This window comes from Diaphorobacter sp. HDW4A, from assembly GCF_011305995.1.
In the GTDB taxonomy this organism is placed as follows: Bacteria; Pseudomonadota; Gammaproteobacteria; order Burkholderiales; family Burkholderiaceae_C; genus Diaphorobacter_A.
This window is the reverse complement of record NZ_CP049910.1, coordinates 1,814,751-1,829,892: the sequence shown is the minus strand read 5'-3', so window position 1 is coordinate 1,829,892 and position 15,142 is coordinate 1,814,751. Positions and strand designations below refer to the sequence as shown.

Genomic DNA, 15,142 nt, shown 5'->3' with positions numbered 1-15,142 from the left:
ACTCCGTGCGTTTTTCTTCTTAGAGCGGGATGTTCCCGTGCTTGCGCCACGGATTCTCGATCTGCTTGTTCTTGAGCATCGAGAGCGAGCGGCAGATGCGCTTGCGGGTTTCGTGCGGCAGGATCACGTCGTCGATGAAACCACGCGCACCGGCCACGAATGGATTGGCGAAACGTTCCTTGTACTCGGCTTCGCGGGCGGCGAGCTTCACCGGGTCGTTCTTGTCTTCGCGGAAGATGATTTCCACGGCGCCCTTGGCACCCATCACCGCGATTTCGGCGTGTGGCCAAGCCAGGTTGACGTCGCCGCGCAGGTGCTTGGAAGACATCACGTCATACGCGCCGCCGTAGGCCTTGCGGGTGATGACGGTGATCTTCGGCACGGTGCACTCTGCGTATGCGTACAGCAGCTTGGCGCCGTGCTTGATGATGCCGCCATACTCTTGCGATGTGCCCGGCATGAAACCTGGAACGTCCACGAAGGTGACCACCGGAATATTGAACGCATCGCAGAAACGCACAAAACGCGCGGCCTTGATGGAGCTCTTGATGTCGAGGCAACCAGCCAGCACCAGCGGCTGGTTGGCGACGATGCCGACCGTCTGGCCTTCCATGCGGGCAAAGCCGATGATGATGTTCTTGGCGTACTCGGGCTGGATTTCGAAGAAATCGCCATCGTCCACGGTCTTGAGGATCAGCTCCTTCATGTCGTAGGGCTTGTTGGCGTTCTCTGGCACCAGCGTGTCGAGGCTCAGGTCAGCACGGTCAGCCGGGTCGCGGCTGGGGCGAACGGGTGGCTTTTCCTTGTTGTTGAGCGGCAGGTAGTTGTAGAGGCGTCGCAGCATCATCAGCGCTTCAACGTCGTTCTCGAAAGCCATGTCGGCCACGCCGCTCTTGGTGGTGTGCGTCACTGCGCCGCCGAGTTCTTCGGCAGTCACTTCTTCGTGCGTCACGGTCTTCACGACTTCAGGGCCGGTGACGAACATGTAGCTCGAATCCTTGACCATGAAAATGAAATCGGTCATCGCAGGCGAGTACACCGCTCCGCCAGCGCTGGGGCCCATGATCATCGAGATCTGCGGGATCACGCCCGAGGCCAGCACGTTCTTCTGGAACACATCGGCATAACCGCCCAGCGAAGCCACGCCTTCCTGAATGCGAGCACCACCTGAATCGTTCAGGCCAATCACCGGAGCACCGACCTTCATCGCCTGATCCATGATCTTGCAGATCTTCTCGGCGTGCGTTTCCGACAGCGCACCGCCGAACACGGTGAAGTCCTGGCTGAAGACGAACACCAAGCGCCCATTGATCATGCCGTAGCCGGTGACCACGCCATCGCCGGGGATCTTGGTGTCTTCCATGCCAAAATCCGTACAGCGGTGCTCCACGAACATGTCCCACTCTTCGAACGTGCCGTCGTCCAGCAGCAGTTCAATACGTTCGCGCGCGGTGAGCTTTCCCTTTTTGTGCTGGGAATCGATGCGCTTTTGTCCGCCTCCGAGTCGCGCCAGTTCGCGCTTCTTCTCGAGTTGTTCAAGGATGTCTTGCATGTTCGCTTCTTTCAGTGAAAACCGTTGTAATTACCATTTGGATGATTGGATGCCTGGCTGCGCCGTTCTTGTGTCAGCCATTCAGCCGACTTGCGCCGCCAATAAAGTTCTTGCCGCCGTGGATGCAGCGATCCGCCCCGAAGCCACGTCCGCCAACATGTGCGGCAGCAACTCTTTGACTTGTGCGTGACTGCGAAACGCCTGCTTCAAGCCGAAGTCCACACGCTCCCACATCCACGCCAGCGATTGTTTTTCGCGGCGTTTTTGCAGCTTGCCGTTGCCAGATTGCAGGCGTCTGAATTCCTGCACCGCGTTCCAGAAGCTGTCCACGCCGTCGCCCTTGAGCGCGCTGATCTGCACCACGCGGGGTTGCCAGTTCGCTTCACTGTGACTGGCGTGATCGCCGTGCATGGCCAAGAGGCGCAGGCTCGATGTAATCTGCGCCTGCGCACGGGTTGCAGCATGCGGATCAATGTCGGCCTTGTTGATGACCACCAGATCGGCGATCTCCATCACGCCCTTCTTGATCGCCTGCAGATCGTCGCCCGCGTTGGGCAGTTGCAGCAGGCAGAACATATCGGTCATACCGTGCACCGCGATCTCGCTTTGGCCCACGCCCACGGTTTCGATGATCACCACGTCGTAGCCCGCCGCTTCGCAGACCAGCATGGCCTCACGCGTCTTCTCCGCCACACCACCAAGCGTGCCGCTCGATGGGCTGGGGCGAATGTAGGCGCTCGGGTTCACCGAAAGCTGCTCCATGCGTGTCTTGTCACCCAGAATCGAGCCGCCGGAAACCGTGGAAGACGGATCAATCGCCAACACCGCCACCCGCAGGCCCTGCGCAATCAAGTGCAGACCGAAAGTTTCAATGAAGGTCGATTTACCAACGCCTGGAACTCCGCTGATACCCAGGCGCAGCGAGCCCCCGGTGTGCGGCAGCATGGCAGTGAGCAATTCGTCGGCCTGCGCACGATGATCGGCGCGGGTCGACTCCAGCAGCGTGATAGCCTTGGCCATGGCGCGCCGCTGCACCGCAGGACTGCCCTGCAGAATGCCGGTCAACAACTCCGCTGGGGTCACGCTGTCTGTGCCTTTCGGATTTGCTCCAGCACATCCTTCGCGCTGGCCGGAATCGGTGTACCCGGGCCGTAAACGCCCTTCACACCCGCGCCGTACAGAAACTCGTAGTCCTGCGCAGGAATCACGCCGCCGACGAAAACGATGATGTCATCCGCACCTTGCTTCTTGAGTTCTTCAATGATGGCGGGCACTAGCGTCTTGTGACCGGCTGCGAGCGTGGAAACACCCACCGCGTGCACGTCGTTCTCAATCGCCTGGCGGGCGCACTCTTCGGGAGTCTGGAACAGCGGCCCCATGTCCACATCAAAGCCCAGATCGGCAAACGCGGTGGCAACCACCTTGGCGCCACGGTCGTGGCCGTCCTGGCCGAGCTTGGCGATCATCACACGTGGGCGACGGCCCAGGTTTTCGGAGGCATCGTTGATTTCGCCCTTGAGCTTTTCCCAGCCTTCGGCAGAGTCGTAAGCGGCAGCGTACACACCCGTCACCTTCTGTGTATCGGCACGGTGGCGGCCGAATTCCTTTTCGAGGGCGTCGGAAACTTCGCCCACAGTAGCGCGCAGGCGAACGGCTTTGATGGCCAGATCCAACAGATTACCTTCGCCCGAGTGGGCCGATGCGGTCAACGCAGCCAAAGCAGCTTGCACGGCGGCTTCGTCGCGCTTGGCCTTCATGGTGTTCAGGCGCTTGATCTGGTTGTCGCGCACCTTGACGTTGTCCACTTCCAGAATGTCGACCGGGTCTTCCTTGGCCAGCTTGTACTTGTTCACGCCAACGATCACGTCCTTGCCGGAATCGATGCGCGCCTGCTTTTCAGCGGCAGCAGCTTCGATCTTGAGCTTGGCCCAGCCCGAATCCACGGCAGCGGTCATGCCGCCCATTTCTTCGACCTCCTCGATGATCTTCCACGCGGCATCGGCCATGTCCTGCGTGAGCTTTTCCATCATGTAGGAGCCCGCCCATGGATCGATCACGCTGGTGATGTGGGTTTCTTCCTGAATGATGAGCTGCGTGTTGCGGGCGATGCGTGCGGAGAACTCGGTAGGCAGCGCAATCGCTTCGTCGAGCGCGTTGGTGTGCAGCGACTGCGTGCCGCCAAACACCGCAGCCATCGCCTCGATGGTGGTGCGCACCACGTTGTTATATGGGTCTTGCTCGGTGAGCGACCAGCCAGAGGTCTGGCAGTGCGTGCGCAGCATCAGGCTCTTGGGCTTCTTCGCGTCAAAGCCCTTCATGATGCGGCACCACAGCAGGCGGGCGGCGCGCATCTTGGCGATTTCCAGATAGAAATTCATGCCGATAGCCCAGAAGAACGACAGGCGACCCGCGAAATCATCCACGTCCATGCCCTTGGCGGTGGCGGTTTTCACGTATTCCTTGCCGTCAGCCAAGGTGAAGGCCAGCTCCAGCGCCTGATTGGCACCCGCTTCCTGCATGTGGTAGCCCGAAATCGAGATCGAGTTGAACTTGGGCATGTTCTTGCTCGTGTACTCGATGATGTCGCCGATGATCTTCATCGACGGCTTGGGTGGGTAAATGTAGGTGTTGCGCACCATGAACTCTTTCAGAATGTCGTTCTGAATGGTTCCGGAAAGCTTGTCCTGCGAAACGCCCTGCTCTTCCGCCGCAACCACGTAACCCGCGAGCACCGGCAGCACCGCGCCGTTCATGGTCATGGAGACCGAGACCTTGTCGAGCGGAATCTGGTCGAACAGGATCTTCATGTCCTCGACCGAATCAATCGCCACGCCAGCCTTACCCACATCGCCCGTCACGCGCGGATGATCCGAATCGTAGCCACGGTGCGTAGCCAGATCGAACGCCACCGAAACGCCCTGACCGCCCGCCGCCAGCGCCTTGCGGTAGAACGCGTTGGACTCTTCGGCGGTGGAGAAACCCGCGTACTGGCGGATCGTCCAGGGACGCACGGCGTACATCGTGGCCTGCGGGCCGCGGATGTAAGGCTCCATGCCAGGCAGCGTATTGGTGTACTGCAGACCCTCGGTGTCGTCGGCCGTGTACAGCGGCTTGACCGAAATGCCGTCCGGCGTGATCCAGTTCAAGGCCGACACGTCGCCGTTGGGGGCGGACTTGGCGGCGGCTTTCTGCCAGTCTTCCATGCTGGAAGAGGCAAAGTTGTCACGGGGTTTGGAAGCTTCGGTCATGGCAAATGGAGTCTTTGAAAGAAGTTGGATGGTGGTCGCCAAATTTCGTTATGCAAAAAGACATGGCGAATTCATAATTATTGATCCAAAATTTTGAATTCAGCGTAAATTGTCATATCTTTGTCGGAAATTCAGTTCACGGGTATGTCGCCAATGTGATTCGTGTAAACCATGATTGTGGTGAATCACGTTTACGTAAACGTCAATTTTAGCGACTGATCTGCGACTTTTATCAAAAATCAATGGCTTGTTTGTTGACAGGCCGGACAACGCCGCTGCTTCAAGCATGCAAGTGAAGCGGCCGCGACTGTTGCACAAGTTTCTTACAGCACGCCTTACAACCGCATCGTCTTTGTTGACTACGCCCGCTACCCCCTAGAATCTCGCCCCTACCTATGAGCATTGCCACCCTTTCCCCGCGCGCGTTGTACGAAGAAGTTGCCGAGTTACTGCGCCAGCGCATCTTTTCGGACGAGCTCACGCCCGGCAGCTGGATCGACGAGGCGAAGATCGCGGAGGAATTCGGCATCAGCCGCACGCCGCTGCGCGAGGCGCTCAAGGTGCTGGCCTCCGAAGGACTGATCACCATGAAGGTACGGCGCGGCGCCTGGGTGACCGAGGTGACGCATGAGGACATGAAGCAGGTCTACCACCTGCTCGCCCTGCTCGAGAGCGACGCCGCCGCCTGGGTGGCCGAGTTCGCAAGTCCCGTTCAGCTCGCTGAACTGCACGCGCTGCACGCCGAGCTGGAGCAAACCACGCTGGATCGCAAGAAGTTTTTCAGCATCAACGAGCAGTTCCACATGCGCGTGCTGGAGGCCACCAGCAACAAGTGGCTATTCCAGATGGTGCAAGACTTGCGCCGAGTGATGAAGCTCAGCCGCCACAACTCGCTGCTCAAGTCTGGGCGCATCGCGGACTCTCTTGAAGAGCACGCGACCATCATGGCGGCCTTCGATGCCCGTGACCCGGTGGCGGCCCGCAATGCCATGCAGACCCATTTCACTCAAGGACTGAACGCGGCAGGATAAAGTGAAGCAGAAAAATCACTGACGCCTCGTCACATCTTTCACGGACATTTGAAACCTGCGTGACAGGATCCAGCGCGGGTATTCCCTTCTATGGGTAAGATGATTGGCTTTGATGCAGGCATGCAGACGAGCCGGGCAACCCGCTCCATTCCATGCCTGCCGCCGTCTCCCTCACTGGTTGCCGCATGAATTCGCCTGTCACCGAACTACAAGACGTCCATACCCTTCCAGCATTGTTTGCCACACGCGTGAGCCTGACTCCTGATGGCGAGGCCTATCGCCAGTGCGATTCTCACGGTGACTGGAAAAGCCTGAACTGGCGCGAAGCCGAGGCCGAAATCGCCCGCTACTCCCGCGCGCTGGCCATGACAGGCCTCCCGGAAAAATCGCATATAGCCATCCTGCTGCCCAACGGTTTGAATGCCATGTGCATCGATCAGGCGGTCATGGCAAGCGGCTGCGCGCCCGTGCCGCTGCACGCCATCGACAACCCCGGCAGCATCGCCTACATCCTGAACGACGCCGAAGTTGCCCTGCTCGTGTTGACAGATAGCGCGCAGTGGCAGCACATCGCGGACGCCTGCGAGAGCTTTCCGAATCTGCGCGGCGTTGTCATCGCGAACGGCGAAGCGATTCCAGCCACCGGCGACAAACCGTCGCACCAGACTCCCGTCGCGCCCCTCGATGAATGGCTGGCCGCAGCACCTGCCGATCAAGCGCTGCCGCCGCCGCCCGCACCGGACGATCTGGCCGCCATCGTCTACACCAGCGGCACCACTGGCAAGCCCAAGGGTGTGATGCTCACGCACGCCAACGTGATCGCCGACGTGAAGGCGGTGATGCTGCGCATCTCGCCGGTCGCCTCCGACGTGTTTCTGTCGTTCCTGCCGCTGTCGCACACCTTCGAGCGCACCGGCGGCTACTACTTGGCCATTGCCTCGGGCAGCTGCGTGGCCTACGCGCGCTCGGTCGCGCTGATCGCGCAGGACCTGATGATCGTAAAGCCGACGATCCTGGTCTCCGTGCCGCGCATCTACGAGCGCGTGCACGCCAAGATGCTGGAGATACTGTCGTCATCCGGCTTCAAGATGCAGCTCTTCCAGGCCGCGCAGACCGTGGGCTGGCGCAAATTCTGCGCCGCGCAAGGCCTCCCAGCGCCCAAGGAAGACGGCGACGACAACGGCGGCTGGATGCGCGCCCTGCCTTGGCCGCTGCTGCGTGCGCTGGTCGCCAAGCCACTGCTCGAAAAATTCGGCGGCCGCGTGCGCGTGGCGGTGAGCGGCGGCGCACCGCTGTCGCCGAGCATCGCCAAATGCTTTCTGGGTCTGGGCCTGCCGCTGATCCAGGGCTACGGCATGACGGAGACCACGCCCGTCGTCTCGGTCAACACGCTGACCGACAACGACCCCTCCACCGTCGGCCGTGCGCTGCCCGGCGTCGAAGCCCGCATCGGCGAGAACCGCGAACTGCAGGTGCGCGGCCCCATTGTCATGAAAGGCTACTGGAAGCGCCCTGAAGACACCGCACGCATCATGACCGAGGACGGCTGGCTGCGCACGGGCGATCAGGCTGAACTGGTGGACGGCGGGCGCATCCGCATTCTGGGCCGCATCAAGGAAATCATCGTCACCTCGACCGGCGAGAAGATTCCGCCGGGCGATCTGGAAATGGCCATCACGGCCGATCCGCTGTTCGCACAGGCCTTCGTCGTTGGCGAGAACCGCCCGTTCATTGCCTGCGTTGCGTCTGTCAACGAGGAGGAATGGCGCAAACTCGCTGCCGGTTTGCAACTCGACCCGGAAGACCCGGCCAGCCTCGGCAAACCCGCCGTCGAGAAGGCCGCGCTCGAGCGCATCACCAAGCAGACGACCAGCTTCGCCCGCTATGCCGTGCCGCGTGCCATTCACCTCACGCGCGAGGCGTGGACGATTGAAAACACCTTCATGACACCCACGCTCAAGCTCAAGCGCAACAACCTCATGGGCTACTACGGCGAGGCCATTGACGCGATGTACCACAAGCCCGCGCCGCGCTGAGTCATCGAGTAAGACGCCGGAATCAGACACCACGTATGATTCCCATTCCCGGAACAGGGTCGTGGTTGTCATTCTCCATAAATCTGCCACCCAAAGATACCTAAAACATTCAGATAACGGAGGGATCGTCATGACCAGAAAATGTTTGAAGTGTGCCCATATCAATTCATCTGCGACTGGTGACGAACTTGAGGCCTGTCCTGCATGTGGCGCTATTTACAGCCGAGTGGAAGAAGCGCTTGCAGCCCGCGCCGCTGGAGTGGAACGCCCAGCAGCCACCCGAACAGCGACGTCATAAGGATTCGGCGTCCGCAGCCACCGGCGCACCGACGATGTGGATGTGCACGAATTCGCAGAGACGCTGCGTGCTGACTCTCTTTATCCGACATTCCGGAGCTTGGTCAAACTGATCTATTGGTTTCTTATCGCGCTGGCGGTGCTTTGCGCGCTGGGAGCTCTGATGGTGCTTTTCAGAGGAGCGGGAGTTGGTCGCATCGGTGGCTTCATTGGCGGTGTTTTCATGACGCTTTTCTTCATCTTGGTCGCACGCTTGACATCAGAGACATCACTGATGCTTGCCGACCTGAGTGACGCAGCGGTGAGAATCGCAGCAAAGCCGTGACGCAGTTCACTAGCCGTTGATGGACTCGACACAAGCAGGATGTCGCGATGAGCGAATTTTCTCAGCTTCAGCCACCCGTGAAAGAGCACGCCCTCGCTCAGTTCGGGTCGATTTTTTCGAGGCGAATCTCATAATACGGTTTTTCATTGCTCCGCAACATCTGTGAAATCCGCATCAGCGATGCCACAATGGCGACTCGCATTCCCACACCCGATACCAGCCCTTGCCGCCAAATTCCGCTCAGACATCCCCACGCAGACAACTCTGCAAACGCTGCCTGCGACCCGCCTCGACATGTATCTGCGGAACAGCGCGGGAGGTGGATCTGCACACTGAGGTGCTGATCCTGATGCACCCGGATGAGGTCGGCCACGCCAAGAATACTGGCCAGCTCTTGCGCCTGTGCCTCCCCGGCAGCCGCGTGCTGATCGGCGAGCGCTTTGAGGATGCCCTATTACAGTCGGCTTTGTTCGACGCATGGAACGGTCAGCCCAGCCCGAACCGCACTGTGCTGCTGTATCCCGGAGAAGACTCGCATCCACACACATCACACTCGCCCAGTATCCGCATTCGCCTGGTCTTGATCGATGCCACATGGCGCCAAAGCCGCCAGATGGTAAGCGCCCATCCCCGACTCCAAAGCCTGCCTCGCATCGCACTGCAGGACACGCCCGCGACGCGCTACGCCATCCGCAAAGCGCACGAGCCGCACCAACTCTCCACCCTCGAAGCCGCCCGGCTCGCGCTCGACCTGCTCGAGCCCGGACGTGGTCCGCAGATCGCGCTGCTTGATCAGGCCATGGATGCGTTCGTGAGCTACCAGCGCAAGTTCTGGCCGCATGCGAGACAGATAGAGAAATAGAGAAAAAGCGAACAAGCCGCATCGCGCTATGCTCGGGTGATCCGTCCATTCAAAACACCCAAGGAGACCAACGCCATGGCCGCGCGCTACCCACTTGCCGATCTGAACACCCTGCCCGAAGACCTCAAGACCAAGATTCTCGAGGTGCAGGAAAAAGCCGGCTTCGTTCCCAACGTGTTCCTCGCCCTCGCCCGCCGTCCAGCAGAATGGCGCGCCTTCTTCGCTTACCACGACGCCCTGATGGACCCCGAAAGCGTGGGCCGCACCAGCCACCTGACCAAGGGCGACCGTGAGATGATCGTCACCACCACCAGCGCCGCCAATCAGTGCCTCTACTGCGTGGTCGCACATGGCGCGCTGCTACGCATCTATGAAAAGAAACCCCTCGTCGCCGATCAGGTCGCGGTGAACTACCTCAAGGCCGACATCACACCCCGCCAACGCGCCATGCTCGACTTCGCCATGAAGGTTTGCCACAGCGCCCACGAAATCAACGACGCCGACTTCGCGCCGCTGCACGCCCATGGCTTAGACGACGAGGACATCTGGGACATCGCGGCGATCACCGCGTTCTTCGGCCTGTCCAACCGCATGGCGAGTTTCTCGGACATGCCGCCGAATCCGGAGTTCTTCATGATGGGCCGCCTGCCACGCGAGAAGAAGGCCTGAAGTGCTGCAGAGTGCGTTGCATCTGCAGCAGCGCATACCATTCAAGGCTTTTGATCAGAAGTTTCGCATTGGGGGCTGCCAGCCAGCTTCACGGGCGATGGAGCGTATGGCACCCAGGACACCGGGCTGGGTACGCCCCAGACGGTGGCCGTGGCATGACTACGGCTGGGGTGGGAGAAAGTTCGGCCTCAGACGGGGTTATCCGACAAAGCCCGGCACCCCGCAAACACATCCAACCCCGTTTGATAACTAGGCGACTTCACATCCAGGAGACCCAGCATGGAGTGATAGAGATTGTCGTGCGTGTAGGCCGTATCGGCAGTTCCCCTTACGCAGGCAAGCGACAGCTGTTCGCGACTCTCGAATGAGGGAGAGAGCCAACTGATCATCGGAACATGCTTTTGCACGTCAGGTGCAATGCCATAAGGCAGGCCGTGCAGAAACTGACCGTACTCACCCAGTGATTCACCATGGTCGCTCAAATAGAGCATGCCGGTGTCGTAGCGTTGAGACTCGGTCTTCAACCAGTCGATCGTCGCGCCAAGGAAGCGGTCGGTCTCGACGATGGAGTTGTCGTAAGCGTTCATCAGCTCGGAGTGCGCGCAATCGGCCAGCACTTCCGTTTTGCATTCAGGCGTGAAGCGCTTGGACTCCTTGGACGAGCGCTTGGAGTACGCTGGGCCGTGGCTTCCCATCTGGTGGAAGACCAGCAGCACCCCCTTGTTGCGCTTGGCTGCGGGGATGGCGTCAAGGCGCTGCTGGATGTTTTCGAGCATGGCCATGTCGCGGCATTCGCCACTCGCGTCACAAAGCTTCTTACGCTGGTCAGTGCTCAGCCCTTCCGATGCAAATACATGTGGCACACGGTCGCACACACCCTTGCAGCCGGACTGGTTGTCGACCCACAGCACATTCATGCCAGCGGCCTGCACCACATCGAGCAAGGTCTCATAGTCGTCCTTGCGGGCCTCGAAATCATTCTTTCCCAAGGGCGAGAACATGCATGGCACAGAGGCCAGCGTGCTGGTGCCGCACGAACGCACATTGGTCCAGTTCAGCACATTGCGTTCGGCCAGATGCTGGGTGGTGTTGCGCGCATAGCCGTTGAGGCCGAAATGGTCGGCGCGACCCGTCTCACCTACCACCAGCACGAACAGCATGGGCTTTTGCTGACTGGCATGGCTTGCACCAAGTACCGCTCCAGCGCCCATGGGGATGAGTTTCTTCGTGCGAGTGACCAGAGGGCGAATGACGGCCGTGCTGGTCGAGTACAGGCTCGCAATGGGGTTGAGCATGTAGCGCAATTGTGGGTGATTGCGCATCAGCGGTGCCAGATCGCGCGACATGGTGGCGATGACCACCGCGGCGATGCCAAGCGAGGCCAGCAAAAGCAACACGCTGCGCACGATCTGCTTGACCGGCCGCATGGGAGGAATGCGCACGCGGATCAACCACCACAGCGGAATCGCCATCACCAGCATGACCGCCAGCACCATGCGTACGCCGAGCAGGTCGGCCACTTCGTGCGCATCTGTCTGCAGCACGTTGGCAGCCATGCCGGGATCCATCACCACGCTGTAGGTCAGCATGTAGTACTGCGACATCGCCGCAGTCAGCGCGATGGCCAGCCAGACCACCCTCATCCAGCGCGTCCATGCGGTGAACGCCAGAATCGCAGCGGTTCCGCAGGCATTCAGAACACCCAGAACCAGAGCGGTACGTACCAGCACCGCTGGGGCGCTGCCAATGCGCTCGAGTTGAAACCACAGCGCCCAATTGGCCGCCAGCGTCAGATAGATGGACAGAAAGACGACGATCTTCTGTGCCGACATCGGCGTCGAGAACCAGTCATCCAGCCTCACCAACAACTGACCGATTCGGGTCCGACGCAACTCGTTCCACCACATCCCTCGAGGCGCTCCCCATTTGATATCCGTGGAATTCATGCTTGCACCTCTTGCGCGGTAGTGGTTTGTTGTGCGGAGTCGCGTCGTGAGAAATAGGCCTTGCACGCCATATCGACGAGAAAGCCGAAGGTCCAGCAGATCCATGCCGTCCACAACGTGTGACTCATGTAGTGCGCGCCGCGCAGCTGCTGCGCGACACCCAGAGCGAGGCCCAGCACCATGGCCGCCACCAGCCAGCGCACGGCCACCTGCGGCCCCAACCTGCGGACCACGAACCAGCCCGCGAGAAACCCAAACGCCGAAGAGGCATGCCCCGCCGGAAAGCAGTGTCCCGGCCCCAGATCACGCACACCCAAAGCCCAGTGCGAGACATAGAGTGCGCGCCCACCAAACTCGTTCACATCCCAAGGGCAGCTCGTGTAATTCGCCTTCTTGAGCAAGGTGATCAAAAGCATGCCGCCCAGCACGGATACCACCAGTTGAATGCGTTCGCGGCGACCGAGGCGCTTCAGAAAACTCCAGGGTTTAAAAATGCCGATCAGCAAAGCAACCACGACCACGCTGCTGAGCGTGCGCGGGATTTCGTGAAAGGCAACCACAAACCAGTGGCGACTGCGCAGCGCAAAGCCGTCCGCAGAACCAAACAATCGGGCGAGCGGCAGATCCAATCCGGAAAAGTCCCAGAGGGCCACCAGCAGAAAGAGAAACACAGTCAAGCCGAGCAGGCGGCGTGGAGTCCAGGAGGTCATGAAAACGACAACAAATTCTTCAGTAATCCTCTCAGCCTATTGAGACCATCTGAATATTTGCTGAACAATGCAAGCGTCAAACCTCCCCTACACTCGGGGTTTCACCGAGTCCCAAACAGCCGCCCATGCGTGTATTGCTTGTAGAAGATGACAAAGCCCTGTCTGACGCTGTGTGCGGCTATCTGCACGCAAAGGCGTTCGTGGTCGATGCAGTGCCGAATCTGGCGCTCGCCAGTACTGCGCTGATGACAACAAAATACGCTGCGGTGCTGCTCGACTTGCACCTGCCCGATGGCGACGGCCTGTCTTTGCTGCCGCAGATTCGTGCGACCAAGGATCGCCCCATCGTCATCGCCCTCACGGCAAAGGATCAGGTCAGCGATCGCATTCACGGTCTTGATGCTGGAGCGGACGACTATCTCGTCAAGCCTTACGACCCCGCCGAGCTGCTTGCACGCCTGCGCGCCGTGGAGCGCCGCCGCAACGCGGCTGCCACGCCGGTACTGACGATTGGTGACCTGCAGATTGATCTGTCGATGGAACAGGTGCGTCGTGCAGGCGTTCCGATTCCGCTCACGCCCAAGGAATGGGCGCTGCTGCGGGTGATGGCCACGCGGCCCGAGCGCAACCACACGCGTGAGCATCTGCAGGATGCTCTCTACAGCTTTGACAACTCCACCGACAGCAACACGCTCGAAGTCTTCATCAGCCGCCTGCGCCGCAAGCTGGGCCGCGAGCACATCGAAACCGTGCGCGGCCTGGGCTACAAGTTGGTGCGCACTACGAGCGAAAGTACCTCGTGATCCAAAGTAAGGACACGCTAGCAGGGAGGCTGACCAAAACGCTGATTTTTTGGGTTGGCTGTGTCTGGCTACTGTGTCTTCTGGCCGTCGTCTGGTACACCGGGCGCGAGATCAACTACAACTTCGACAATGAGCTTGTTGAAGTTTCCCATCGCATGTTCGACATTGCGCTGGACCACTTGGATGACGCTCACGAAGTGCCGTCGACCGTGACGCACCCCTTGATCATCCCAGGACCCGGCTCGTTCGCCGATGCGGAGGTCTTCTACCGACTGGTGACTCCCGACAACCGGGTATTGGTGCAGTCCGAAGAGGCAAAGGACAGGATGTTCGATGTCGCGCTTGCTCCGGGATTCGAAAACAACAGGGAATGGCGCGTCTACACCCAGCGCCACCCTTCGCGCGGCGTCTTTCTGCAATTGGCAGACCCGCTGGAAGAGCGCAGCGAAACCGTCAACCGCACGCTGATCGGGCTGATTGTTCCTTTCCTTGTACTGATGCCAGCGCTGGCTTGGCTGCTGCGACGCATTGCGCGCCACGAGTTGCACGTGCTGACGGATCTTTCCAACGAAATTGCGCAACGTGACGGACGACAATTGGAGCCCATCCACCTGAGCAGCCCTCCGCGCGAAATTGAACAGGTTCAGGAGCACACCAACCGGTTGCTGGAACGCCTGTCCCAAGCGCTGGACGTGGAACGTGCCCTGGCAGCCAACGCCGCGCACGAACTGCGAACGCCGCTGACGGCCGCGCGCCTGCGATTGCAGACTGCGCTCGAGCATGGCCTCGATCAGGCGCACGTGGAAGCGGCGATTCAGTCGATGCAGACTCTGAGTCAACGCACCGAAAAACTGCTGCAGCTCTCTCGCGCTGAATCAAGTGTTCCGTTCATGCGCGACAGCATCGATCTGGTCAAGCTCGCGACCACAGTCATGGGAGAATTCTGGCTGAACGACGAAGCTTCGGCGCGCGTCGAACTGATCACACCAACCGCCGCAGATCTGGCCACCAAGCCGCTGACGTGCAAGGGCGACTTCGACGCACTGGCGATTGCCCTGCGCAATCTGGTCGAGAACGCTCTCGCCTATTCCAATGCAGAGAACATCGAAATCATCGTTGGCCCGGGCAGCGAACTGACCGTGCGCGACGACGGTCAGGGAGTGACGCCGGAACAGCTCGACAAGCTCAAACACCGCCATGTGCGCCAGAGCGCCCAGCGCACCGGCTATGGGCTGGGCCTGTCCATTGTCTCCAGCATTGCACAGAAGCACGATGCGCAATTTCTGCTGGCCTCGCCTCCGCGCGGCCGATCGCACGGTTTCGAGGCCCAGTTGGTACTGCAACCGGGCAAATGAGAGTCGAAGAAAGACGCCGCTGTTAGCACAAAACGGCATTGCGCTCCCCCTGCATTCAGAGGGTGAGGCGAATAGAGTTTCTTGTTTTAATGCACTCCAAACAAGAGACGCAAAGACATAATTTCCGACGATGAGGCGACAAACTCATGACTGCCGGCCCTGCTTCGCGCGGCTCTCTCCATATACTCTTTGAAAGTATTGCACTGCCACATTTATGACAGCAAATGGCGCGCACGGTCCAATATGCTCGCCGGTGATGAATACAATCTCCGGATTGTCCAAGCTGCCGCAGACAGCAACCGGCACCA

General features: G+C 60.0%; 12 protein-coding genes. 7 read left to right on the top strand and 5 right to left on the bottom strand.

Features of this window, described 5'->3' with window-relative positions:
- Positions 1 to 19: 19 nt before the first annotated feature.
- The 3 genes from G7047_RS08205 to scpA form a co-directional block, all read right to left on the bottom strand.
- Positions 20 to 1,552: an acyl-CoA carboxylase subunit beta gene (locus G7047_RS08205; RefSeq protein WP_166303368.1), complete on the bottom strand. Its 1,533-nt coding sequence runs from the start codon at positions 1,550 to 1,552 to the stop codon at positions 20 to 22.
- Positions 1,553 to 1,633: 81 nt separating this feature from the next.
- Positions 1,634 to 2,635, bottom strand: coding sequence for a methylmalonyl Co-A mutase-associated GTPase MeaB (gene meaB, locus G7047_RS08200; RefSeq protein ID WP_205904742.1), 1,002 nt, complete (start codon positions 2,633 to 2,635; stop codon positions 1,634 to 1,636).
- Positions 2,632 to 4,800 (bottom strand): methylmalonyl-CoA mutase, encoded by a 2,169-nt coding sequence (scpA, locus tag G7047_RS08195; RefSeq protein ID WP_166303365.1) that lies wholly within the window; start codon positions 4,798 to 4,800, stop codon positions 2,632 to 2,634. Before scpA ends, meaB begins: the two co-directional genes overlap by 4 nt.
- Before the next feature lie 395 nt (positions 4,801 to 5,195).
- Here scpA and G7047_RS08190 point away from each other — a divergent pair, with 395 nt between their 5' ends.
- From G7047_RS08190 to G7047_RS08170, 5 genes are all read left to right on the top strand, one after another.
- Positions 5,196 to 5,831 (top strand): GntR family transcriptional regulator, encoded by a 636-nt coding sequence (locus tag G7047_RS08190; RefSeq protein WP_166303362.1) that lies wholly within the window; start codon positions 5,196 to 5,198, stop codon positions 5,829 to 5,831.
- Between the two features lie 185 nt (positions 5,832 to 6,016).
- Positions 6,017 to 7,867 (top strand): long-chain fatty acid--CoA ligase, encoded by a 1,851-nt coding sequence (locus G7047_RS08185; protein WP_166303359.1) that lies wholly within the window; start codon positions 6,017 to 6,019, stop codon positions 7,865 to 7,867.
- 340 nt (positions 7,868 to 8,207) lie between these two features.
- The gene (locus G7047_RS08180) at positions 8,208 to 8,489 is read left to right on the top strand and encodes a DUF4282 domain-containing protein (RefSeq protein WP_166303356.1); all 282 of its coding nucleotides are present in this window, start codon (positions 8,208 to 8,210) and stop codon (positions 8,487 to 8,489) included.
- Between the two features lie 223 nt (positions 8,490 to 8,712).
- A complete protein-coding gene (locus tag G7047_RS08175) occupies positions 8,713 to 9,351 on the top strand; it encodes a tRNA-uridine aminocarboxypropyltransferase (protein WP_166303353.1) in 639 nt (212 codons plus the stop codon).
- Between the two features lie 75 nt (positions 9,352 to 9,426).
- Positions 9,427 to 10,020: a peroxidase-related enzyme gene (locus G7047_RS08170; RefSeq protein WP_166303350.1), complete on the top strand. Its 594-nt coding sequence runs from the start codon at positions 9,427 to 9,429 to the stop codon at positions 10,018 to 10,020.
- A gap of 188 nt (positions 10,021 to 10,208) precedes the next feature.
- Here the strand turns inward: G7047_RS08170 and G7047_RS08165 are convergent, their stop codons facing one another.
- A complete protein-coding gene (locus tag G7047_RS08165; protein WP_240939410.1) occupies positions 10,209 to 11,966 on the bottom strand; it encodes a phosphoethanolamine--lipid A transferase in 1,758 nt (585 codons plus the stop codon).
- Positions 11,963 to 12,676, bottom strand: coding sequence for a phosphatase PAP2 family protein (locus tag G7047_RS08160; RefSeq protein ID WP_166303347.1), 714 nt, complete (start codon positions 12,674 to 12,676; stop codon positions 11,963 to 11,965). The genes G7047_RS08165 and G7047_RS08160 overlap by 4 nt, the downstream gene beginning before the upstream one ends.
- A gap of 125 nt (positions 12,677 to 12,801) precedes the next feature.
- Here G7047_RS08160 and G7047_RS08155 point away from each other — a divergent pair, with 125 nt between their 5' ends.
- Together G7047_RS08155 and G7047_RS08150 are read left to right on the top strand one after the other, a co-directional pair.
- Entirely contained in the window at positions 12,802 to 13,479 is a 678-nt protein-coding gene (locus G7047_RS08155; RefSeq protein WP_166303343.1) for a response regulator transcription factor, read from the top strand.
- A complete protein-coding gene (locus G7047_RS08150) occupies positions 13,476 to 14,834 on the top strand; it encodes an ATP-binding protein (RefSeq protein ID WP_166303339.1) in 1,359 nt (452 codons plus the stop codon). The genes G7047_RS08155 and G7047_RS08150 overlap by 4 nt, the downstream gene beginning before the upstream one ends.
- Positions 14,835 to 15,142: the final 308 nt, after the last annotated feature.

What these genes read in the sequence shown, in the direction of transcription:
- G7047_RS08205 (WP_166303368.1), bottom strand. Translation starts at nt 1,552, where the DNA reads ATGCAAGACATCCTTGAACAACTCGAGAAGAAGCGCGAACTGGCGCGA.
- scpA (WP_166303365.1), bottom strand. Translation starts at nt 4,800, where the DNA reads ATGACCGAAGCTTCCAAACCCCGTGACAACTTTGCCTCTTCCAGCATG.
- G7047_RS08190 (WP_166303362.1), top strand. Translation starts at nt 5,196, where the DNA reads ATGAGCATTGCCACCCTTTCCCCGCGCGCGTTGTACGAAGAAGTTGCC.
- G7047_RS08185 (WP_166303359.1), top strand. Translation starts at nt 6,017, where the DNA reads ATGAATTCGCCTGTCACCGAACTACAAGACGTCCATACCCTTCCAGCA.
- G7047_RS08170 (WP_166303350.1), top strand. Translation starts at nt 9,427, where the DNA reads ATGGCCGCGCGCTACCCACTTGCCGATCTGAACACCCTGCCCGAAGAC.
- G7047_RS08165 (WP_240939410.1), bottom strand. Translation starts at nt 11,966, where the DNA reads ATGAATTCCACGGATATCAAATGGGGAGCGCCTCGAGGGATGTGGTGG.
- G7047_RS08160 (WP_166303347.1), bottom strand. Translation starts at nt 12,676, where the DNA reads ATGACCTCCTGGACTCCACGCCGCCTGCTCGGCTTGACTGTGTTTCTC.
- G7047_RS08155 (WP_166303343.1), top strand. Translation starts at nt 12,802, where the DNA reads ATGCGTGTATTGCTTGTAGAAGATGACAAAGCCCTGTCTGACGCTGTG.